The sequence below is a fragment of the Acinetobacter sp. WCHAc060033 genome (assembly GCF_004209125.1).
In the GTDB taxonomy this organism is placed as follows: Bacteria; Pseudomonadota; Gammaproteobacteria; order Pseudomonadales; family Moraxellaceae; genus Acinetobacter; species Acinetobacter wuhouensis.
Map to the genome: position 1 here is coordinate 1 of NZ_SGSW01000006.1, position 23,126 is coordinate 23,126.

Annotated in this window: 21 protein-coding genes; 14 read left to right on the top strand and 7 right to left on the bottom strand. The window is 37.9% G+C overall.

What is annotated here, in order from left to right; translation table 11 throughout:
• The 4 genes from EXE10_RS03545 to EXE10_RS03560 all read left to right on the top strand — a co-directional run.
• The coding region (locus EXE10_RS03545; protein ID WP_130112380.1) for a type I secretion C-terminal target domain-containing protein at positions 1-397 on the top strand (397 nt) is incomplete at its 5' end.
• A 153-nt stretch (positions 398-550) separates the two neighbouring features.
• Positions 551-1,138, top strand: a complete 588-nt coding sequence (locus EXE10_RS03550) for an IMPACT family protein (protein WP_130112381.1) — start codon at positions 551-553, stop codon at positions 1,136-1,138.
• A gap of 71 nt (positions 1,139-1,209) precedes the next feature.
• Positions 1,210-1,827: an acyltransferase gene (locus EXE10_RS03555; protein WP_087551987.1), complete on the top strand. Its 618-nt coding sequence runs from the start codon at positions 1,210-1,212 to the stop codon at positions 1,825-1,827.
• Between the two features lie 127 nt (positions 1,828-1,954).
• Complete coding sequence (locus EXE10_RS03560) at positions 1,955-2,797, top strand: universal stress protein (protein ID WP_130112382.1); 843 nt, start codon at positions 1,955-1,957, stop codon at positions 2,795-2,797.
• Positions 2,798-3,262: 465 nt separating this feature from the next.
• On the opposite strand, the gene EXE10_RS03565 is transcribed toward EXE10_RS03560, so the two are convergent.
• Positions 3,263-3,928 (bottom strand): O-methyltransferase, encoded by a 666-nt coding sequence (locus tag EXE10_RS03565; RefSeq protein ID WP_087551989.1) that lies wholly within the window; start codon positions 3,926-3,928, stop codon positions 3,263-3,265.
• Positions 3,929-4,851: 923 nt separating this feature from the next.
• On the opposite strand from EXE10_RS03565, the gene EXE10_RS03575 reads away from it, so the two are divergent.
• The 4 genes from EXE10_RS03575 to pstB all read left to right on the top strand — a co-directional run bounded on the left by EXE10_RS03575 (position 4,852) and on the right by pstB (position 9,659).
• Positions 4,852-5,865: a substrate-binding domain-containing protein gene (locus tag EXE10_RS03575; protein ID WP_087551990.1), complete on the top strand. Its 1,014-nt coding sequence runs from the start codon at positions 4,852-4,854 to the stop codon at positions 5,863-5,865.
• Between the two features lie 102 nt (positions 5,866-5,967).
• Complete coding sequence (gene pstC, locus EXE10_RS03580) at positions 5,968-7,347, top strand: phosphate ABC transporter permease subunit PstC (protein ID WP_068976041.1); 1,380 nt, start codon at positions 5,968-5,970, stop codon at positions 7,345-7,347.
• Positions 7,344-8,735, top strand: coding sequence for a phosphate ABC transporter permease PstA (gene pstA, locus EXE10_RS03585; protein ID WP_068976040.1), 1,392 nt, complete (start codon positions 7,344-7,346; stop codon positions 8,733-8,735). Before pstC ends, pstA begins: the two co-directional genes overlap by 4 nt.
• A 12-nt stretch (positions 8,736-8,747) precedes the next feature.
• Positions 8,748-9,659, top strand: a complete 912-nt coding sequence (gene pstB, locus EXE10_RS03590) for a phosphate ABC transporter ATP-binding protein PstB (RefSeq protein WP_130112383.1) — start codon at positions 8,748-8,750, stop codon at positions 9,657-9,659.
• 119 nt (positions 9,660-9,778) lie between these two features.
• On the opposite strand, the gene EXE10_RS03595 is transcribed toward pstB, so the two are convergent.
• From EXE10_RS03595 to EXE10_RS03610, 4 genes are all read right to left on the bottom strand, one after another.
• Entirely contained in the window at positions 9,779-10,312 is a 534-nt protein-coding gene (locus tag EXE10_RS03595; protein WP_130112384.1) for a gamma carbonic anhydrase family protein, read from the bottom strand.
• Positions 10,313-10,439: 127 nt separating this feature from the next.
• Positions 10,440-11,588, bottom strand: coding sequence for a D-alanyl-D-alanine carboxypeptidase PBP5/6 (gene dacC, locus EXE10_RS03600; RefSeq protein WP_087551992.1), 1,149 nt, complete (start codon positions 11,586-11,588; stop codon positions 10,440-10,442).
• 116 nt (positions 11,589-11,704) lie between these two features.
• Complete coding sequence (locus EXE10_RS03605; protein ID WP_130112385.1) at positions 11,705-12,100, bottom strand: MCR_0457 family protein; 396 nt, start codon at positions 12,098-12,100, stop codon at positions 11,705-11,707.
• Positions 12,101-12,280: 180 nt separating this feature from the next.
• A complete protein-coding gene (locus tag EXE10_RS03610) occupies positions 12,281-12,646 on the bottom strand; it encodes an MCR_0457 family protein (protein WP_068976035.1) in 366 nt (121 codons plus the stop codon).
• A gap of 127 nt (positions 12,647-12,773) precedes the next feature.
• Here EXE10_RS03610 and surE point away from each other — a divergent pair, with 127 nt between their 5' ends.
• The 3 genes from surE (at position 12,774) to EXE10_RS03625 (ending at position 15,539) form a co-directional block, all read left to right on the top strand.
• On the top strand, positions 12,774-13,559 hold the full coding sequence (gene surE / locus EXE10_RS03615; RefSeq protein WP_068976034.1) for a 5'/3'-nucleotidase SurE: 786 nt from the start codon (positions 12,774-12,776) through the stop codon (positions 13,557-13,559).
• 104 nt (positions 13,560-13,663) lie between these two features.
• Positions 13,664-14,512 carry a peptidoglycan DD-metalloendopeptidase family protein gene (locus EXE10_RS03620; protein WP_130112386.1) on the top strand — a complete coding sequence of 283 codons (849 nt, stop codon included), beginning with the start codon at positions 13,664-13,666 and terminating at the stop codon, positions 14,510-14,512.
• 94 nt (positions 14,513-14,606) lie between these two features.
• Complete coding sequence (locus EXE10_RS03625; RefSeq protein WP_068976032.1) at positions 14,607-15,539, top strand: LysR family transcriptional regulator; 933 nt, start codon at positions 14,607-14,609, stop codon at positions 15,537-15,539.
• A 148-nt stretch (positions 15,540-15,687) separates the two neighbouring features.
• Here EXE10_RS03625 and EXE10_RS03630 read toward each other — a convergent pair whose 3' ends face one another.
• Positions 15,688-16,899, bottom strand: a complete 1,212-nt coding sequence (locus EXE10_RS03630) for an aspartate aminotransferase family protein (RefSeq protein ID WP_130112387.1) — start codon at positions 16,897-16,899, stop codon at positions 15,688-15,690.
• A 165-nt stretch (positions 16,900-17,064) separates the two neighbouring features.
• Here EXE10_RS03630 and grxD point away from each other — a divergent pair, with 165 nt between their 5' ends.
• Positions 17,065-17,406, top strand: coding sequence for a Grx4 family monothiol glutaredoxin (grxD, locus tag EXE10_RS03635; protein WP_068976030.1), 342 nt, complete (start codon positions 17,065-17,067; stop codon positions 17,404-17,406).
• A gap of 124 nt (positions 17,407-17,530) precedes the next feature.
• On the opposite strand, the gene EXE10_RS03640 is transcribed toward grxD, so the two are convergent.
• Complete coding sequence (locus EXE10_RS03640; protein WP_416346095.1) at positions 17,531-20,137, bottom strand: Lon protease family protein; 2,607 nt, start codon at positions 20,135-20,137, stop codon at positions 17,531-17,533.
• Between the two features lie 202 nt (positions 20,138-20,339).
• Between EXE10_RS03640 and EXE10_RS03645 the strand changes: the two genes are divergently transcribed.
• Positions 20,340-22,490 carry an AmpG family muropeptide MFS transporter gene (locus tag EXE10_RS03645; RefSeq protein ID WP_130112389.1) on the top strand — a complete coding sequence of 717 codons (2,151 nt, stop codon included), beginning with the start codon at positions 20,340-20,342 and terminating at the stop codon, positions 22,488-22,490.
• Positions 22,491-22,514: 24 nt separating this feature from the next.
• Entirely contained in the window at positions 22,515-22,916 is a 402-nt protein-coding gene (gene gloA / locus EXE10_RS03650; protein ID WP_130112390.1) for a lactoylglutathione lyase, read from the top strand.
• Positions 22,917-23,126: the final 210 nt, after the last annotated feature.

The following is a 23,126-nucleotide window of genomic DNA, read 5'->3' on the forward strand; positions in this document are numbered from 1 at the left end:
GTTTGTCGGGTCTATTTATCAAGACATGCTATATAGCACTGCGGGTAATGATACTATTTCGACTTCAGGTAGCTCCGATACTGTCATTTTCAAATTATTGTCTAATACAGATGCTACTGGTGGAAATGGCAAAGACACATGGACAGATTTTCATGTAGGTAATACTGCGACAGATAGCCAAGCTGATAAGATTGATATTAGTGAGTTATTAGACAGTACGGTTAATATGGGGAATATCGGACAATACGTATTTACAAGCTATGATGGTGCTAATACGGTAATCTCTATTGATCGTGATGGTTCTACTGGCCCTTTAGCTAAGACAGATCTCTTAATCCTTGAAAATGTAAATACAACGCTGGATAATTTGCTAACGAATCAACAGCTTATATTTTAAAATTAAACTGAAAAACCAAACCCTAAGTTCGCTTAGGGTTTTTTATTGCATCATGAAATTCGATTCATCCATAAATAAACGATTCAAAGCCGTCATTTATGCAATAACACGCTATAATCACAGTCTATTGAGTTTAAATGTTTTATTTTCCTTATGGCTTTTACCTTAGCAACTGAAACGACGTTTGAAGAGGACATTAAAAAGAGTCGCTTTCAAGCGATCGCTGCACCTGTAGAAAATGAACAACAGGTCAAAGAATTTCTAGAAAAGCACCTCGACATTAGCACCACACATCAGTGCTGGGCATGGAAAATAGGGCACAATGTTCGTTTAAATGATGATGGTGAACCCTCAGGCACAGCAGGGCGTCCAATACTGGCAACCATTGAAGGTAATGAATTAACCAATACCATTGTTTTAGTCAATCGTTGGTATGGTGGAATCAAACTCGGTACAGGTGGTTTAGTCCGTGCCTATGGAGGGTGTGCAGGGCAGTGCCTATTACTCGCTGAAAAAATAGAATTAATAGAAAAGAAAAAAGTTTATTTTCAATGTCAATTTAACGAATGGGCAATCTTTCAATATGAATTGAATACCCAACAAATTGAATACACAGAACAATATACTGCTGAAGGTGTGCAGGTCGATGCCTTATTACAAATCCATCAAATTGACACATTAAAACTTAAAATCCAAGATGTGACTAGAGGACGTGAACAGTTAAAATTATTAGACGAATAGTGTGCATACGTCCTCTCTTGCGAGGCAGCGCCTCTCAGGACGTGAACAACTTAAATTGGTAGAAGAAAACGATGACTGAACAAGATCCATTACTGAAGTATCGTGAGCAACATAAGCATCGTTTGAATTATATGCCGTGGCTTTATTATTCACTCAAACCCAAAAATAAGGATTGGGCAGTGCAGTGGCAAAAAGAATATCAAGCTTATCTTATGGCAATGGAAACCGTGGAAATTGGTGAAAATTGCTTTATTTCTCCATTGGCACACATCTTCGCTGAACCTGGACGCAAAATTATTATCGGTGATAATACCTTTATTGCTGCGGATTGTACCTTGCATGGACCATTGGAAATTGGCAATGAAGTTGCGATTAATCATCACTGCATTTTAGATGGTGGGCGTGTAGGAATTAAACTACATGACCAAGTGCGTATCGCTGCCTATTGCCATCTCTATGCCTTTGATCACGGTATGGATTTAGAGCAACCGATTTATCAACAAGCAGTAACATCGAAAGGCATCGAAATTGGACAAGATGTCTGGTTAGGCGCACATGTAGGCATCAAAGATGGTGTGAAAATTGCTTCAAAAGCAGTCGTGGGAATGAATAGTATGGTGACAAAGGATGTTGCGGAACGTGAGATCGTGGCAGGGAATCCTGCGCGATTTATTCGATTTCGTGAGTGATTTCACGCTTTGTACAAATCCTTAATAAAAATAAGGATTGATTACATAAAGCTGTCCAAACTTGCCAAAACTTATGCTAATTTTAAATAAAGAAAACCCAGAGCTGGAAAGCTAAAGCGAGGTTAAAATGAATAGAGTCGTGGCGTGTATTGATTCTTCTCCATGTATCAATGCACTGGCAGAAGCAGCTGCTTGGATTGCGCAAAAAACTGGACGTGAATTGGTTTTATTGCAAGTTTTGGACTATTACCCTGCAAGTTACCATTTAGGTGAAATTAGTGGGGTTATTGGTTTTGAAAGCAATGCCATGTTACTCAAAGAGCTTGCCGAGTTGGAGCAGAAGCAAAGTGAATTAGCACTTGATTATAGTAATAATTTACTGAAGCACATTTCAGAAATGATTCAAGAAAAATATGGGATTACACCCAGCCAAATTCAAATGAAAGGTGATTTCCTTGAGCAAAGTTTTAGTGAACTCACTGTAGATGATATTGCCGTGATCGGTCGTGTTGGTGAGCGATCTGCTGAAAAGAATAAAGTACTAGGAAGTAATGTCGAAAACTTTATTCGTGGCACGAAAAGTACGGTTTTAACTGTAGGCGAAACCTTTAAGCCGCCGACACGCTTTATTTTTGCCTATGAGCTTTCTGAAGCCTGTCAAAAAATGCTTAAACGTGTAGAGAAAAGTGACTTGTTACGGCTATTGCAATGCCATTTAGTCTATGTCGGAGATCATCCTGAAATATTAAATGAACCTGCACAACGTTTAAGAGATGCAGGTTTGGATGTTGTTGTTGAATATCGTTATGGTGATGTCGCTGAAAATATTCTAGATTATCAAAATCAGCATCAAATCCAGTTGATTGTATTAGGTGCATTTAGTCATAGTAAGATTCATCAGTTTTTCCTCGGTAGTGTTACAACAACGATTTTTAGGAATTCATCTGTTCCATTATTGGTGACTAAATAGGGTTCTGTTTTTTGATGAAAGTTTTGATGACCGTTTTGATGAAAATTACGATCAATCGTTATTTATTTCATCATTGTTTTTGAGTAAATTATTTTAATAATTATTGAATAGTTAAGTAAATTACGTAATTCAATAGTTGTTTTTACAGAGCCGTAAATCTACAAATTTACGGCTTTTATATTTTTAAATGATAAAAATAATTTCGATAAATCTTGCTTTTTCAAAAGCAATAGTTTTTTAAATATTGCATATTTTAACTGATTAAAAAATAATCTCTTAAATAAATTTCATAATATTCATTGGTTTAAAAAGCTATAACTGAGTTATCCACAATTCTACAAACAAGTTCAGGGGATAACTCAAATATATGAAGTATTCAGTGGTATAAAAATAGGAAAATTAAAAATAAAAAAGACCACGATGTAGTCGCAGTCTTTTTTAGTTGAAAAGTAAAATATTTAGGGTTTATTTTACAATTGCGATTGCAAAACCATCATGACCTTTACTACCAACTGTTTGCAATGCAGTACAAGATAAAATTTTCGGATGGTTTTGCATAGCTTTATACATATCACGGATGCCTTCGATACTTGGCTTAACATTTTTAGAGTCAAGAATATCTCCGGCACGAATCACATTGTCCAATACAATCACTGTGCCTGAGTGTGAAAGATTTAAGCTTAATTCTAGATATTCAGGATAGCTTTGCTTATCCGCATCGACAAAGATAAAGTCAAAAGCTTCTGTATCTGCAGGCAAAGCTTTAAGAATATCAGCAGCCCGACCACATTTTAATTCTACAGTTTGTTTAAGTTTGGCATTATCAATATTTTCTTGCCCTAAAGCGGCATGGGTATCACGACCTTCGATCGTTAAAATATAACCATCATCGGGCAGTGCACGAGCTAGCCACATGGTGCTATAAGCTGCAAAAGTACCAAGTTCTAAAACACGTTTACATTTGTTCATTTGAATCAGCATTTGCAACAACATACCTTGATTGGCTGCAACTGCGAGGTGATCTGGAAATCCTCTGTCAGCCGTATGTTTTAAGGTCTGAGTCAGGATTGGATCTTCAGGAATTAAATGTGATTCGATATAAGCATCGATGTCTGACCACATTTGTTGCATGTTTATCACCTAATTTGGAGTCGCAGGGTTGGTATAGGTGCATTTTAATCGTTTAAACACAGAGTGCAATTTTAATAAAGGTTGTTGCTTTATTTTTGTTCAATTGTGCTTTTGCTGTGCAGATATGAGAAATATGAAGAAATGGCGACAATAAAATCTAAATGACCAATAAAGAGGTTCTAGTTGTAATAATCCTTTAACATTTTGCTAAAACTCAGTAAGAAAGAACTTAAAATGATCAACATCATCGAAAAACTACAGCAGAAGAAAATAATTTTTTGATAGCTTTGTGTGCAACTGTTCATTAAAGGTAAATAATAGACCCGATACATTGAGCGGAAAGTTTGCATGATCAATATAAAAAGGCTGATGAAACTAAAGCTAATCACTATATTTTGAATCATAAAATATTGACTTATTTCAGACAATAAAATGTAAATAATCAGACAACTCATACAGATAATAAAAGTCAGCATACTGGTCGAACTGAGCATTTTTAGAAAGGTTTCGTGCCATTCTTTGCGACTAAGTAAGGAGATTCTGGACATTATACTGGTCATATTCACTGCTCATTTTTTGTATATTTTAGCCGATAAAAGATGCTTAAATTTTGTTTGTACGACGTGACTTGACGTGTGTTTGCATAATTTTAAATCGTAGTTTTATGACATCAACATGAAATATTACAATTCGAAGCTGAAAAATTTTATATTTTAAAAATTAAATACAGTTTATTACATATTGAATTTTAAAGATTTTTAATTAAATCAAATGCAAATCGTCAATTATCACAAAAGCGTAATAAAGCTGTAACTTATTTGTCATATTTTAAAATCAAAATGCAGTTATCGGAAAAGCACGACACAACAAAAAACTGAAGTGGCGTCTTTCAAATATCGCAGCTTATTTTAAGAGAGAAAAGAATGCGCATTAATCATATCGCACTTGCTTTAGCAGTTTCAGGGGCAGCACTAGCAACTACAGCAAATGCTCGTGATACAATTCAAATCGCTGGTTCTTCTACTGTACTTCCTTTTGCAAGTATCGTTGCAGAAGAATTTGGTAATACTTTCCCTCAATTTAAAGCACCTGTAGTTGGCTCAGGCGGTAGTTCTGCTGGTCTAAAACAGTTCTGTTCAGGTGTGGGCGATAACACAATTGATATCGCAAATGCTTCTCGTAAAATTAAAGACACTGAAATCGCAGCTTGTAAAAAAGCAGGCGTAAATAAAATCCAAGAAATTAAAATCGGTTATGACGGTATCGTTTTCGCGTCTAACTCAAACAAAGCAGCGTATAAATTACGTCCACAACACGTATTTGCAGCTTTAGCAGCTGAATTACCATCAAATGGTAAATTGGTTCCTAACCCATATACACGTTGGAATCAAATTGACAAATCATTGCCAAATGAACCAATTACTTTAGTTGTTCCTGCATCTAACCACGGTACACGTGAAGTGTTCCAAGAGAAAATGGTTGAATCAGGCTGTGAAGCGTATGATTACTTCAAAAAGTTAGATAAAGATGCTCAGAAAAAAGCATGTTCAAACTTCCGTAAAGACGGTAAAGTGATTGAAATTGCAGGTGATTATACTGAAACACTTGCACGTTTAAAAACTTCTCCTAGTGCAGTAGGTGTATTTGGTCTTGGTTTCTATGATCAAAACAAAGACAAATTACGTGTTGCTACTGTAAACAATGTAGTTCCATCTGAACAAACTGTTCTAAATGGTACATACCCAGTATCTCGTCCTTTATACTTCTATGTAAAAGGTGAACATTTACAAGCAATCAAAGGCTTAAAAGAATTTACTGAATTCTTCTTGAGCAAGAAAGTTTCTGGTAAGGGTTCTAAACTAGATAAAGCAGGTTTGATCTCTTTATCTGACTCAGAACGTGCAAAAGTACTTGCTGGTTTCAAAGCTGGTAAATAATAAAACCGAACAATTAAGCTGATGGTGGGAGACTACCATCGGCTTTCATTGCTAAGAAGAGTTTTTTCAAATAATGAAAATTGAAAAAACGGTGGAGAATACATGAATCTGCTACTCATTGGCGTGTTATTAGCTTTAATCGCTATCGCATATCAAATCGGGCTACGTAAAAGCCGAAGCCTAGCAGGTAAGGGAAATAACACTGCAATTTTACATTCACGTCCAGGCTATTATGGCTCTTTGGTGGCGTTGTGGTGTGGAATCCCAGCTTTTTTAATTTTGATTGTTTGGAACTTAGTAGAACCAAGTGTTCTACAACATCTTATTTTAAAAAATGTTCCAGCAAATATTGCTTCTTCATTAGATGAAGCAGGGGTACATGTTCTGGTAGAGCGTGTTCAAGCGATTGCTTCAGGATTTGGTGTGACGGATACACCAGCTGCTTATGAAGTTGCAGCCGCAGAGCAGTTGTCAAAATTTGAACGTATTGGGGCATTTGCTAAATTTGCAGTCGTCGTCTGTATTGCAATGCTCGGTTTAGTCTGGGCGCGTAAAAAAATTACGCAACAATTTCGTGCGCGTAACGAAGTTGAAAAAACCATTAATATCGTTTTGATTCTTTGTTCTGGTGTTGCCATTCTCACTACTGTCGGTATCGTGATGTCGATGTTCAGTGAGGCAATGCACTTTTTCCAATTTGTGAGTCCAATTGATTTCTTCTTTGGTACTGAGTGGAATCCAGGCTTTAGCACTTCTGGGAATGCAGAAGGTAGTTATGGTTTATTACCATTGCTATGGGGAACACTCATGGTCAGTGGTATTGCATTATTAGTTGCAGTCCCTCTAGGACTGATGATTGCAATCTATCTAGCGGAATATGCCTCGCCTAAGTTCCGCTCATGGGCAAAACCAACGATTGAAGTTTTAGCGGGTATTCCAACAATCGTTTATGGTGTATTTGCCATGATGGTGATTGGTCCGATCTTCAAATCTATTGGTGATGCAGTGGGTATCGAAGTCAATGCAACCAGTGCTTTAACAGCAGGTTTTGCAATGGGGATTATGATTATCCCATTCGTATCATCACTTTCAGATGACATTATTACCCAAGTACCACGTTCACTACGTGATGGTTCTTTAGGTTTAGGTGCGACCAAATCTGAAACTATCCGCCAAGTGGTATTACCTGCGGCATTGCCAGGTATTACAGGTGCATTTTTACTAGCAGTATCTCGTGCAGTAGGTGAAACCATGATTGTGGTTCTTGCAGCAGGGAACAGTCCGTTACTGCATATCAACCCACTTGAAGCAGTGTCGACTGTAACCGTGACGATTGTAAAACAATTAACGGGTGATACTGACTTTGCGAGTCCACAGGCATTGGTTGCCTTTGCATTGGGTCTGACCTTATTCACTATTACATTGTGTCTAAACATTGTCGCACTTTATATTGTGCGTAAATATCGTGAGCAATACGAATGAGTACAAATACATCTCCTATGGATCAAAATGTATTTGATCCTCAAGCAGCAGCAGAACTGCGTGAAAAACGTAAGGCAAAAATTGCCAGTACTTTGTCAAAACGCCATCGTAAAGAAAAAGTATTTCGCATAGTTGGTTTTTCAGCGGTTATTACGGGTCTTGCATTTGTTGCAATATTATTTGGCAGTATTTTGTATAAAGGCTTACCTGCATTTTGGCAAGCCAGTATGACGGTTCCTGTTTACTTTGATCCAACAGTGATTGATGCAGGTCCTAAACCAACTCAGAAAGTGGGTGAGTCGCCAGCGGTGTTCCAAGAGCGTTATGTTGATTGGCAAACCAAAATGGGGATGGTGGATTGGGATGCATTAATCGTGAATGGATTGATTGCAAAAGATCCATCTTTAGAAAGCCATCGTGATGAACTTTCTAGCTTATATACCAGTTCTGAGTCATATCGTATCCGAGATATGGTATTTAAAGATCCAGCGTTAATTGGGAAAAAAGTTGAATTAAACTTCCTTGCAGATGCCAATATTGATGTTTGGCTAGCAGGAAATATTGATCGTACACTTCCAGATGAACAGCAACAATTAGATCCTGAAATTCGTCAACTTGCAGATAAAATGGAAGCTTCGGGTGTGATTAGCCGTACGTTTAATACACAAATGTTCAGTAATCCAGACTCACGAAGTTCACCAGCAACAGCAGGTTTAGCAGGTGCATTCATGGGGTCATTATTCATGATGCTCATCGTGATTGCGATCTCTATTCCACTGGGTGTTGCAAGTGCGATTTATCTAGAAGAGTTTGCACCGAAGAACTTCATCACCGATATTATTGAAGTAAACATTAATAACCTCGCAGCTGTGCCTTCGATTGTATTTGGTTTATTGGGTGCTGCCATCTTTATTGGATGGATGCATTTACCAATTTCAGCACCGCTAGTGGGTGGTTTGGTACTTAGTTTAATGACTTTACCAACAGTGATTATTACCACACGTGCTTCATTGAAAGCTGTACCGCCATCAATTCGCCAAGCAGCCCTCGGTATCGGAGCATCACGTCTACAAACTGTATTCCACCATGTATTGCCTTTGGCTTTACCAGGAATTATGACGGGTGCAATTATTGGTATCGCGCATGCATTGGGTGAAACTGCTCCGTTACTATTGATCGGAATGAGCGCTTTCGTTGCCAATATTCCAGTATCACCAATGGATCAAGCAACGGCTTTACCTGTTCAAGTTTACTTATGGCAAGGTAACGAACTACGTAACTTCTTCGAAGGGCGTACCGCTGCTGCAATTATTGTGCTCTTAGCGCTGATGGTCGGACTAAATAGCTTTGCAATTTGGTTACGTAAGAAATTTGAAGTTCGTTGGTAAAGGGCAGAATATATGAATACTGTAGAAACTAAAAATTCCTTAAAGCAGGATATAAACGTGAATTCTGAACAATCTCAATTTACATCGACTGAACAAACTCAAAAGCAAGCAAATACTTCTTTTGTCTCTCAGTTTGAAGCGTCGTCACCGAAGAAAGAGAAAAATACAACAGTCAAGCTTAGTGCTGAAGATGTACATGTTTACTATGGTGAATCAGAAGCAATTAAGGGTATTGATCTTCAAGTTTATGAAAATGAAGTGATTGCATTTATTGGGCCATCAGGTTGTGGTAAATCGACATTCTTACGTACTTTAAACCGTATGAACGATACGATTGATAGTTGTCGTGTGACTGGTAAAGTACGATTAGATAATCAAGATATTTACGATCCAAACTTAGATGTCGTGTTACTTCGCGCTCAAGTGGGTATGGTGTTCCAAAAGCCAAACCCATTCCCTAAATCAATTTTTGAAAATGTTGCTTATGGCCCTAAACTGCATGGTTTAGCCAAAGATAAGTACGATCTAGAAGAAATTGTAGAAAATAGTCTGCGTAAAGCAGGTCTCTGGGACGAAGTGAAAGATCGTTTAAACCAACCAGGTACAGGTCTTTCAGGTGGTCAGCAACAACGTTTGTGTATTGCACGTACGATTGCTGTTAGCCCAGAAGTGATTTTGATGGATGAGCCTTGTTCTGCACTCGATCCGATCGCTACGGCAAAAGTTGAAGAGCTTATTTCTGAACTGTCTAATCAATATACCATTGCGATCGTTACGCACTCTATGCAACAAGCAGCACGTGTATCTGACCGTACAGCTTACTTCCATTTGGGTGATTTGATCGAAGTGAACTCAACTGAGAAAGTGTTTACACAACCTGATCATCAGTTAACAGAAGCATATATCACAGGTCGTTTTGGTTAATCTAAATGGTGTGTGAAATAAAAGAGCCGAAAGGCTCTTTTTTATCAATAAATTCTGAATTAAATGGCTTTAGGTGATGCTGTATTGCATGAGGAAAATGCTTCTCCACGCCAAATCACTTAACCCATGTAATTATTCGCGACTTTGACATAATGTCTTGCGGAATAGGGTAAAAACTCTTTTTCTTTATCGGTTAAAGGACGAACCTTTTGTACAGGGCTTCCGACATATAAATATCCACTTTCCAAAACTTTACGTGGTGGAACTAAAGAACCCGCACCAATCATCACATCATCTTCAATAATCACGTCATCGAGAACAATGCTATTGATACCCACCAAGACGCGATTGCCAATCGTGCAGCCATGTAGTGTGACATGATGACCAATCGTGACATCTTCACCGATGATCAGCGGTGACCCATTTGGTTTAGCATCATTTTTATGGCTGACGTGTAGCATGCAATGATCTTGGACATTGGAGTTGCGACCTATTTTAATGCTATTCACATCACCGCGAATCACAGCAAATGGCCAAACAGACACATTTTCAGCCAAAGAAACTTCACCAATGACAACTGATAAATCATCAATGTAGCATGTAGAGTCAATTTTTGGATGATGTTCTAAATAAGGACGAATATTCTTTTTCATTGATACACTCCATGTCTATAAAAGTAATTGTTCATGATTATAAAAGAAAAAGCACCCAAATCGTTGAGATGGATGCTTTCGTCTAATCTTTAGAAGCGATTAATTCATGCTGAATTAACACATCGAATTAAAATAAGTTGCTAAAGAACATTTTGATATGGTCGATCATGCGAGAGAAGAAACCAGCTTCTTCAACAGCTTTTAGCGCTACAAGAGGCTTTTCAGCAATCACTTTACCATCCAGTGTTGCAGTCAATTTACCGACAACTTGACCTTGTTTTAAAGGTGCATTCAAATTCGGTTGAACTGTCACTTGAGTTTTGATGTTATTGGCTTGACCTTTAGGCATGGTCACGTTGAAGTTTTCAGCTAAACCAATTTGAACATCATTGTCTTTACCGAAGTACACTTTTGCTTTAGCAAGGACTTGGTTGGCAGGCTGAACGCTCACAGTCTCAAAGTTTGAATAACCCCAAGCAAGAAGTGAACGGGTCTGGTTCGCACGTTCATTCATTGAAGGTGCGCCAAAGATTACAGAGATCAAACGCATTGGACCACGTTTAGAAGAGGTGGTTAAACAAAAACCCGCTTCATCTGTATGACCAGTTTTTAAACCATCTACACTTGGATCTGTATAAAGCAAGGCATTACGGTTACCTTGTTTAATTCCATTAAAAGTAAACTCTTTTTGAGAATAAATCGGGTAGTATTTTGAGCTGTCATGAATGATATGTTTCGCTAAAAGCGCCATATCTTTTGCAGTTGAGTAGTGACCATCAGCAGGCATACCTGTTGCATTGATGAAGTTGGTATTCGTCATGCCGATACGTTTTGCTTCTTGGTTCATTGCATAAGCAAAAGAACCTTCATTACCTGAAATATGTTCAGCCATTGCTTTAGACGCATCATTACCTGATTGGATAATAATCCCACGAAGCATTTCAAGAACCGTTGCAGTACCATTTAATGGAACATACATACATGATTCTGTGCTACTCCCTTTACACCAAGCTGACTCATTCATACGAACTTTTTCGTCTTCTGTCAGTTCTCCTTTTAGTAGTTTCTGCTCAATGATGTAACTGGTCATCATTTTGGTCATTGAGGCAGGCGCGAGTTTTTCATTTTCACTCTTTGACGCGAGAATTTGCCCTGTCTCATAGTCCATTAAGACATACGATTTATTATTTAATTCTGGCGGGGTAGTTAAGACGGTTGCTGCATAAGAAAATGAAGGCAAAAGTAATAATGCAGCAATGGCGCTTTTTGGGGTCATTCTAGGTCGTTCCAATCGTTATATAAGCACAAAACAGGCTAGCATTTTAGGGCAAAGCAAAGCCGACTTCTATAAGGAAAGTCGGCTTATTTCTTACTTATTGTAACCAATTAGATTCAGTAGCGATAATCAGCAACTTCTTGACACATTTCAGCATTCTCTTTCTTGCTGAATTTGGCTGATGCTTTTTGAACATCTTTTAATTTCGCTTGAAAATCTTTTTGCTTTGCCAAGGTTTGAACAAAAGTTTTAGGGTTTGCTTCATTCGGCAACACTTTTTTCAACTCTACCTCATAAGCTTTTTCAAAAGTTGCTTTGTCCTTCACAAGTGATGGGCATAGTTTTGAAAGATTATATACAGTTGCAATTTCTTCTAAAGATGCTTGATCTTGAGATACATCAATATTTTGTTCTTGAGCAGGAGCTTTTTTTGATGCTGCAAATGCAGGTGTGATCAAAAAAGTACTTGCTGAAATAAGGCTAATTGAAAGCATTTTTAAAGACATATGCATGATGAACCTAATCAATAGTTAATTTAAGAATGGACATAGATTAAAGTGAAAAACAGTGAAAACGATAGAGAAAATGTATCGAAGTTGTAGTATTGGTTAATATTTTTTCGAATTTATAGCTGAGAGATCAAATGAAGCGACTTCTCAGCTTAAATTTAAAATGCTTTAAACTTTTTTGTATTATGATTCTAAATCAATGACATCTTGGCAAACCATTTTTTGTTCAGCTTGATCAACTTCTTTTGTGTTGGCACGTGCTTCTTTTAAAGCAGTTTGGTATTCAGCGTCTTGTTGAAGTTGGGTTAAAGTTGTAGTTTTTGATAAATCCTTTAATAATGTTTGAGTAAGCGCATCAATTTTAGTTTGAAATATTGGATTATTACCCAGTAAAGCAGGGCAAACTTCAGTCAGTACTTGCGTTGCAGCAATATCTTCTTTGGCTAAAAGATCAGACTCTTGTTGCGTTAAAGTTTCTGAAAATGCAGATTGTGTGCAAAGCGTGATGAAAGCAATAGAAATTGTACGAGTAAGAGAACGTGTAATCATCTTTTTAGTCACAAGTTAGATTTAAAATTGAGCTAGTAACTATATATAATTATTGAATAAATTTGAATTGAATAACTCGTGAGTCATTTAATTTAAATTGTAACGATGAATGAGTAAGTAGGTTTTTGTGAATATTTTGATTGCCAATGATGATGGTGTGTTTGCGCCAGGTATCCAAGCTTTAGCCAAAGCATTAAGTCCTTTAGGTCGTGTAGTGATTGTTGCACCAGAAAGTGAACGTAGTGGTTTTTCCAGTGCGCTAACTTTAGATCGACCACTTCGCCCGATCCAAGTTGCACCAGATATGTGGGCAGTCAATGGCACACCTGCGGATTGTGTTTATCTGTCTATGAACGGTCTATTTGATTTCGAATTCGATTTGGTAGTGAGTGGAATCAATAGCGGTGCAAATCTAGGTGATGATGTTTTATATTCAGGAACAGTGGGAGCTGCATTTGAGGGACGTTTGATGAAGCAACCTGCAATCGCTGTATCTTTAGCAGGAAGTAATGTCCGCGCTTATGAAAGCCCGAATGACTATGCTCAAGCGGCAAATTGGGTGTATCAGTTCATTGCCAAAGGTTTACCAGAATTGCCACCACGCCATATTCTCAATATTAATATTCCAGATGTTGCTGAAATTCAAGGTGCGCAAATTACTTATCAAGGTCGCCGTATTCAATCAAAACCGATTACTAGTCAAGTTGATCCACGTGGTCGTCAAGTCTATTGGATTGGGCTGGCAGGTGAAGCCGTAACAGACCCTAAAAAGAACATGGTTAATATTCAATCTGATTTTTTTGCGATTGCAAATGGATATGTCAGTATTACTCCGATTCAGATGGATGCAACGAATTATGGGATTCTAGAAACGTTACAATCTCAGCTCTCACATAGTCATTTTGATGTATGAGTGTTATAAGTTTGTGAAAAAGCACTGTTAAACAGTGAAATGAGTGTGTTTTTTGCTACTCTTAGCAAAATATTTTAAATTTAAGATTGTAGAGAGGGAAATCAATGCTTGTGGCTCGGTCTCAGTTTCAAATTCAAATGCCTAAGCAATGGATAAGAACAATTTTATCTGTCGTTGTTATAACATCTACAGTGCTCATTACAGGTTGTGCATCCAAGCCTCAGATTAATAACCCAACACGTTATGCTGTTGCACCCGATTATTATACAGTTCGCTCAGGAGATACGCTAAGTGGTATTTCTATGCGTTATGGATTGAGTTATTTGAGTGTTGCTGAAATGAATGATATTGCAGCACCATATCGGATTTATGTTGGGCAATCGCTACGTTTGAAAAAAGGTGGTTCAAACTCGACACGTTCAACAACAAAAGCATTGATCAATAACGAACCACAGATTCAACGTCAAACGATCAATCTACCAACTCAGCAATCGACCTACACGCCACCTGTACAGAATGCTACAACAGCACCAGTTCAACAAAATACAGTGACTCAGCAGGCAGCAACCACGGTTCAATCAACACGATTAAAATGGGTAAAACCATCCAATGGCGCGGTGATTGCAAATTATAATTTAGCAAACAATATTAAAGGTATTCGTTTCGGTGGGAATATCGGAGATCCAATTTTTGCTGCTGCAGATGGGCAAGTCGTTTATGCTGCTGATGGTTTAAAAGAATATGGTAATCTTGTTCTTGTTAAACATATAGATGGTTATATCACTGCTTATGCGCACAATAGTAAAATGATGGTCAAAAGTGGACAAAATGTGACAGCAGGTCAAAAGATTGCAGAAATGGGGGCTTCTGGTGCAAGTAGCACAATGTTGGAGTTTCAGGTGCGTTTAGATGGTAAACCTATCAATCCGGTAAATATTTTACCAATTAACTAAATAATTAGATGCAAAGTATAATTTTCTTCGTATAATACAATGAGTTGCTTTAAATAAAAAATGTGAAGTAGCTCATAATTTCAGAGGGGAATTTATGTTAGATCAACTTCGAGCAATGGGTGTATTTGCTTGTGTTGTTGAAAAAAGCTCTTTTAGTGGTGCCGCGCGTGATCTTGGCATTACAACAAGCGCAGTGAGTCAGCAAATTCGATCGTTAGAAAATGAAATGGAAGTTACTCTGTTGCATCGTTCTACTCGTAAGCTGAGCTTAACTGAGGCTGGTCAAGCTTTTTTCCACAGTTGCCAAGAAATGCTCGCTGCGGCTGAGCGTGGAAAAATCAGAATTAATGAGTTGAGAGACGATTTAGTCGGTGATTTACGCATAGCGACCACCCCAGAAATAGGTGCAACACATGTTGTTCCTGCATTATCACATTGGATGTCTGCACATCGTGGTTTAATGGTTCATTTTGAAGCAGATAATCAATATATCGACTTAATCCAAGAGCGTATTGATATCGCGATTCGTATGTCGTCTAAGATCGAAGATGCGAATAACTTGAGCTGTACACCGCTTGCACGCGTAGATCAAATTTTGGTGGCATCGCCAAGTTACTTGAATCAAACTGCGCCAATTTCTCGTCCTGAAGATTTACAGAATCATGATTTGATTCCGATCAATATTATGAAAAATTCACAGCATTTTTCATTTCAGCACGGTGCAACTGGTGAAGTTGTAAATCTAGAAATGAAGCATCGTATTCAAACAAATAATGTATTTGTTGCAAAATCACTGTGCCAAAACGGTCACGGTATTGCACGTATTCTTTATTTAGATGTACAAAAAGAATTGATGAATGGCACCTTGGTTGAAGTGCTTCCAGAATGGAAGTTACCAACATTCACATTAAGTGCTGTGACATTGAAACGTGAACAACAACCAATGAAAATTCATCGTTGCCTAGATGCTTTAAAACAATATTTTAGCCAACTACCTGGTGGCAGAATTTTCCAAGAAGCTTCATAACAATTAATCTAAACCAGTTTTACTATGAGAGCCGCTTTAAAGCGGCTTTTATATGTTTGGAATTTACCTCATTTATAATGACTCAAAAAAACTAAGGGCTATATCAAATAGCCCTTAGTTTTAAAACCGATGTTATATAACGTTCTAATTAAGCAAGAAATTTCTTAATCGCAGGAACTAAACGCTTCAACAAATCATCAGCTTGTTCATGATTCATGTTGAGTGCTGGAAGCAAACGTACCACATTGCCTGAAGTAACATTGATAATTAAATGATGTTCATCACGTGCAATATTCACCAACTCACCACAGTCTTTAGGTAATTCGATCCCGATCATCATACCGAAACCACGTACTGTGACATTTTGATCTGCAAGTTGAGTGCGGAATTGATCAACTAGATAAGAACCAATGTTGGCAGCATTTTCAACAATATTTTCTTTTTGAATCAAATCAATCACTGTATAAACAACACGTGAACCTAAGTGTGTTCCGCTATAGGTAGAACCATGATTGCCAGCAGTTAAAACACCTACACCACGACCTTGGGTCATGACAGCACCGATTGGGAAACCATTCCCCAAACCTTTTGCAGTCGTCATCACATCAGGCACGATATTGGTATGTTGATATGCAAAGTATTTACCTGTACGACCATTACCAGTTTGAACTTCATCGAGCATCATGAGCCAGTTATGCTGATTACAAATACGACGAATGTCTTCTAAGTAGCTAAAGCCTTGAGGTGCTGTATTTACACCGCCTTCACCTTGGATCGGTTCAACTAGGATTGCCACAATGTCAGGATGGTTAATTGCAGCTTCTTCAATCGCTTCAACATCACCAAAAGGTACGCGGATAAAACCTTCAACCAAAGGTGCAAAACCTTCTTGCACTTTTTTATTGCCTGTCGCAGAAAGCGTTGCAAGGGTACGACCATGGAAAGAATGATCAGCAACAATGATTTTAGGGTTGGCTACACCTTGTAGATGACCAAATTTACGCGCAATTTTGATCGCACCTTCATTTGATTCTGCACCACTATTTGAGAAGAAAATTTCTTCCATGCCAGACACTTCAGCAAGCTTTTGTGCTGCTGCAGTTTGCCAAGGTACTTCATAAATATTACTGGTGTGAATCAATGTCGCAGCTTGCTCTGCAATGGCGTCTGCAATGACTGGATGCGCATGTCCTAAACCACAAACAGCAATCCCTGTTAAAGCATCTAAATACTCGGTACCATCTTCGGTATACAGATAAGAACCTCGTCCTCGGACAAAGCTGATCTGTTGACGGCTGAATACAGGCATCAAATGAGAAGGTTGATCAGTTTGGACTGGAGCGAGGGTAATGTTAGTCATGACGAACTCTTATCTGTCAGGAATGAAAAATATAAGCAATCATCTAACCAAAATATTCAGAAAATATAAAGCCTAAATACAAATAAAATTGGAAATAATCTTGAAGTCATACTCTTTGTGTAGGATTTAGGTATAATGCGGGCAGATGAGTTGAGGATTTAATCAATGACTGAACAAGCACGTGATACAGAAGCGTTAATTCGCGATCAAATTGCTAAACATGCTGTACTTCTTTATATGAAAGGTACACCACAATTTCCACAGTGTGGTTTCTCTGCACGTGCAGTTGAAGCATTAAGCCAAATTGGTCGTCCATTTGCTTATGTAAATATCTTAGAAAATCAAGATATTCGTTCTATGTTGCCACAAATTGCAAACTGGCCTACATTCCCACAATTATGGATCAATGGTGAGTTGATCGGTGGTAGTGATATTATGCTAGAAATGTTCCAAAATGGTGAATTAAAACCGTTAGTAGAACAATATAGCCCAGCACCTGAAGCTTAATTGCTGAAGATGTAAAAAAGCACCGAAAGGTGCTTTTTTGTTGTTTGTGATTTATACAATCACATCACAATATTTTGAGCCAATACAAGCCATGAATTAACAGGGCTTGTATTGTGTGGAAGGACTACTTCCGCTTATTTTGCTTTGCGCTAACTTCTGGTTGATTTTCATCAACTTGAGTAACTTTATCAGCTTTCTCTCTTTTTTCCTTCTTTACTTTCTTGTCTTTTTTCTTTTTCTTTGGTTTTTCTTCAATTTGAATCCCGTCTTCGAGTGCTTGCCAATATTCCAATTGCGCCATCACAGCAGCATAAATTGAACCCTTGGTGTAGCGACCTTTTTTATCGAGTGTACCGACAGGACGTGCCATTAAAATTTCTAAAGCTTGGTCAATAGTGTCAATCGCATGAATATGGAATTGATTTTCATTGACCGCATCAATCACATCTTGACGCAACATCAAATGTTGCATGTTTTGACGTGGAATAATGACACCTTGTTTGCCTGTTAAACCTTGCAGTTTACAAGCATCAAAGAAACCTTCAATTTTAGCATTCACGCCACCGATCGGCTGAACTTGACCCAATTGGTTCATTGAACCTGTGATTGCCCAAGATTGATCAATTGGGATCTGGCTAATGGCTGAAATTAATGCAGACAATTCAGCTACAGTTGCGCTATCACCATCGACTTGACCATAACTTTGTTCAAAAGCAAGCGCCGCAGAGAAGTGGAGGATTTGTTCACGACCAAAGTGTGCTTTTAAGAAACTCGACATCAGTAACACGCCTTTGGCATGCAATGAACCGCCCAGTTCTACACTACGCTCAATATCGAGAATATCACCGCCACCTTGATAAACTGATGCGGTTAAACGAGAAGGCAAGCCAAATTCAACATCTGCATATTGAATTACAGACAGGGCATTGATTTGTCCTAAGCGATGACCATGGGTTTCGATCAACTGCGTACCACGTGAAAGATCTTGCCAATACAACTCTCTCAAATAGCCTAAACGATATTGACGATGCTTGAGTGCGGTATTGATATGATGCGATGTGACTAATTTTTCATCGGCTTGTGCAGCATGGTGATGTGATTCACGAATCAAATCACCCAAAGTTAAAGCATGCAATGACAATGAACTTTGATCTTCTGCTTGACGACTTGAATCTGTTAGTAATGCTGCAAGGGCAGAACGATCAAAAGGGAGTAATTTATCTTGTTGCACATAATCTGCGATGAGCTGCATATAGGCTTGTTCATTGTCATCATTACGTTGTAAGGTGTCGGTAAAGTCTGCACGAATTTTAAAGACACTGCCAAGTTCAGGTTCAACTTCTAGGATTTGATAATAAACTTCGGGTTCAGCCAATAATACGACTTTCAAATTCAGTGGAATTGGTGCAGGTTCAATCGAGATGCTACCAGTTAAAGTCAGCATGTGTTCTAAGGATGAAAGTTTGAGTTGTCCTGACTTTAAAGCACGTTTAAGACCTTGCCATGCATAAGGTTGTTCTAAAAGCTGTTCAGCTTCTAAAATTAAAAAACCACCATTGGCTTGATGTAAGACACCAGGACGGATCAAAGTAAAATCTGTGGTAATTGTTCCATTTTGAGTGAGTTGCTCAACATGACCTAATAGGTTGTAATGTGTAGGGAAGTCTTCAAAAACGACAGGCGCGCCAGAATTCGGTTTATTGCTGACGACGACATTGGCTTGATAACGTGCAGGGACACGATTAAACAAGGCAGGTGAAAATTCTTCACCTTCTTGGTCTAAAATCGTTTCAACATTGTCAATAATATCTGTAGCATAAAGTTTTAAGTATTGTTCAAGCCCAACAACAGCTTTGAATTTCGCTAAAATTTGTTCCATTCGTGGAATAACGACTTGTTTAGCAATATCACGATTCAGCTCTGACACTTGGTCACGGGCATCATCTTCTAAATCGCCAAGTTGTAAACCTAAGCGTTCTAGTTTTTTATCCATATAACGCATGTTGGAATTGATTTCTGCACGCTGTTTGCTATCGAGTGCATTAATGTCTTCCTGTGACATTTCCAAAACTTTGTCATCTTTGACATGAATCGGAACAAAAATATGTTCGTCGTTACGATTCACCAATTTTAGATCAAGTTCCTCACCTTCTTTAGTCAGTTCAACCAAAGCCAGTTGTTGTTCATTACCTGTAATTTGGCGAATACGTTCAATGCGATTGTGATAAGTCTCTGCACTAAAACGACGTTCTAACTGTTTAACAATCGTTTGCCAAGTTTGATGGAGTAGTGCTTCAAACTTGCTTCCTTGACCTGCAGGGAATTGTAATGCGATTGGTTGACGTGCATTTTTGAAATTATAAACATAAACCCAATCATCAGGCGTTTGCATGGTTTTGGCATGTTGCTGTAGTAAACGTTTGATCATGGTTTTTTTACCAAGACCTGCTGTACCTACGGCAAAAATATTATAACCAGAATAAGGTAGGGCAATGCCTGCTTCTACTGAAGCTTTTGCGCGATCTTGACCCAAGAAGTTATTTAAAGGCTTGATTCTTTTTGTTGATGTTGGAATCTTCGCTAAGTTTGGAATATGGGTCAGTTGTTCTGATTTTAAGGCTGTCTGTGTCAATGTATTCTGAATTTCCGTCTGATCAAAAGCTGAAGGTAATGTATTTTCGGTTTTTTGTAATGTGGTTGCAGTTGAAATATTTGAAACGGTAGAGCTAATTTGATCGTGTCTTTGGGTCACAGGTGAAATCCAAAACTAAATGTGAGTTGAAAGTTTAAAGGTATACAGGAATGGAGGGAAAGATCAAGCGCCAAAAGCGGAAAAATCTGTAAAAGGCATCATCTGTTGCATAAAAATGATTGAAACTCTCGGCATTAAGCGGTTGAATAGCATTCTTGCTTTTAAGACAAAAAAGAACGTAATGACAATACAATCTTCAGGATGGAAATCTGCCTTTACCGCATTTTTAGATCGCCGTGCTTTAATCATGCTGTTTTTAGGTTTTTCTTCAGGGATTCCAATTTTTCTTATTTTTTCAGTGTTATCGTTTTGGTTAAGCGAAGCTGGAATCCAACGTAGTGCGATTACCATGTTTTCATGGGCGGCTTTAGCTTATGCGTTTAAGTTTATTTGGGCGCCGTTGATCGATAAATTGCCATTACCTTTTTTGACGAAAAAACTTGGAAAAAGACGCGGATGGTTATTGCTTTCGCAAATATTGGTAACAATCGCGATTTGTATGATGGCATTTACTGATCCGAGTATTCATGGCGGACAAGTTGGCTCTATTTCGAGTTTAACTTTTATGGCATGTTCGGCAGTATTTTTAGGTTTCACTTCAGCGACTCAAGATATTATTGTAGATGCTTATCGTATTGAATTAACGCAAGATCCGAATGTTCAGACGGTATTAGCATCGACTTATAATGCAGGTTATCGCATCGCTACAATCATTACTCAACTCGGCGCGTTATTATTTGCGGCTTCGCTTGGGACGTCGATGGGTAACTATATTTATGAGGCTTGGCGATCAACGTATTTGCTCATGGCATCTTTAATGGTTGTAGGATTGATTACAACATTAGTCATTCATGAACCTGTTGTGCAAGTTGAAGAAAAAAAATATCAAACAAAAGACTATCTTCAACTTTTTATCGTATTCATTATTTCTACAGCTGTTTTTGTATTTAGTTTTATACAAATAGGTGGTTTGATTTCAGCTTTGAGTGTTGATGATGCTTTTTTAAGTTTCATTGTGCAAGTTTTACGTTTTGTTGCTAGCGTCGCTTCTGCTGTATTAATTGTTTTCTTATTGGTGCGCACAAAACTGATTGATCAAAATATTGTTGTTGAAACATGGCTTTCTCCGATCTTAGATTTCTTCAAACGTTATGGTTTAAAAGTTGCACTCGCGATTTTGCTTCTGATAGGTTTTTATCGTATTTCAGATATTGTTGCAGGTGTAGTCGCGAATTTATTTTACTTGGATCTTAATTTCGACAAGGAAGAGATCGCTTGGTTCAATAAATTTTTTGCGATTTTCTTTGTGATTATTGGAGGATTTCTAGGTGGTTTAATGGCACAGCGCTTTAACATTATGAAGATGATGTTGGTCGGTGCAATTATTGCCAGTACAACCAATCTGATTTTCGTCGGTTTGGTCAAGTCAGGTTCAACCATGAACGATGTTCATGTGCATGTTGGACAAGCGCAGTACCAAGTACAACCCGATGAAGTTGGAAACTGGGCTTTGAAAGTACCCGCGAAGTCATTTGCAGGTGTGCAAGAAGTTAAGGTGCAATCAAAACCAGATGATTATGAGCAGCCATTAAGCTTAACCATTCCTGTGCAAAATTATAATTCAAATCAAGACCCACAGATTTTTGTTCAGGCGATTGGCGGTGACAATCAGCTGTATCAAGATGAACGTAGCAAAGATGTGATTGTTCGTGGTGTTGTTTCTAATTTATCTGAACAAGATCAATTGAGCAAATTGCAAGTTAAACTTGGTAATCAACCACCAATAGAAGCAAAACTGGATCAGAAAAATTGGAGTGTGGTTATTCCAGGTGCGCAGTTTAATGGGCAACAACAGCTATCTGTACAAGCTGATATAGCATTCAAAGGACAAAAAAGTACGTTAAATACTCAACATGCATTCGCAAATCATTCTGACATACAACCACGTTCACGAATGAGCATGGGCGAATTATCAGCAGTAAATACCAATCAAGCTGATGATATAGAACTCAAAGGTAAGGTGATTGTACCGTATAGCAAAATATGGCTCGTGATGGGTATTATTTTTGATAATTTGGCTTCAGGTTTGGCTGGTGCTGTATTTATTGCTTTCTTATCAAGTTTAACCAGTGTTTCATTTACTGCGATGCAATATGCAATCTTCAGTTCATTAATGTTGCTTTTGCCTAAAATGATCGGTGGTTATTCGGGTACAATAGTCACAAATTTTGGATATTCAACATTCTTCTTTATGACCTTTTTAATGGGACTCCCAATTTTAGTATTGGTCATATGGGTTGAAAAGTTGTTGAATCAATTAAAAAGTAATTAGTTTAAATAGATAGGTGAAATAGACATGCGCATGCTACATACCATGTTACGCGTAGGCAATTTAGAACGTTCTTTGGCGTTTTATACTGAAGTGCTCGGTATGACTTTACTTCGTAAACGTGATTATGAAGAAGGGCGTTTTACTTTGGCATTTGTTGGCTATGGTGATGAAGAAAATCACACTGTACTAGAACTCACCCATAATTGGGACACATCAAGCTATGACTTGGGCAATGCTTATGGACATATTGCTATTGGTGTTGACGATGCATATAAAGCCTGTGAAGAGATTAAAGCACGTGGTGGAAATGTAGTACGTGAAGCCGGTCCAATGAAAGGCGGTGTGACTGTAATTGCTTTTGTTGAAGATCCAGATGGCTATAAAGTCGAATTGATTCAACAAGATCAAGATGCTCGAAACAATTAAAATCTATTCATTGCTTACATAGGTTGAAGCAGGTTTTATGTAAAACATATTATATAAAGTTTAAGTGTTTAAATTAAATAGTGAACATTTTGCTCAAAAAGTAGCTAAACTCAATAAGCCCAGTAAGATGAAAGTTTACCTTTAGGTAAAACTGATCTTGTTGGGCTTTTTTAAAAGCTTTTATTTCATTCAAAAGATAGGATGCTTAAT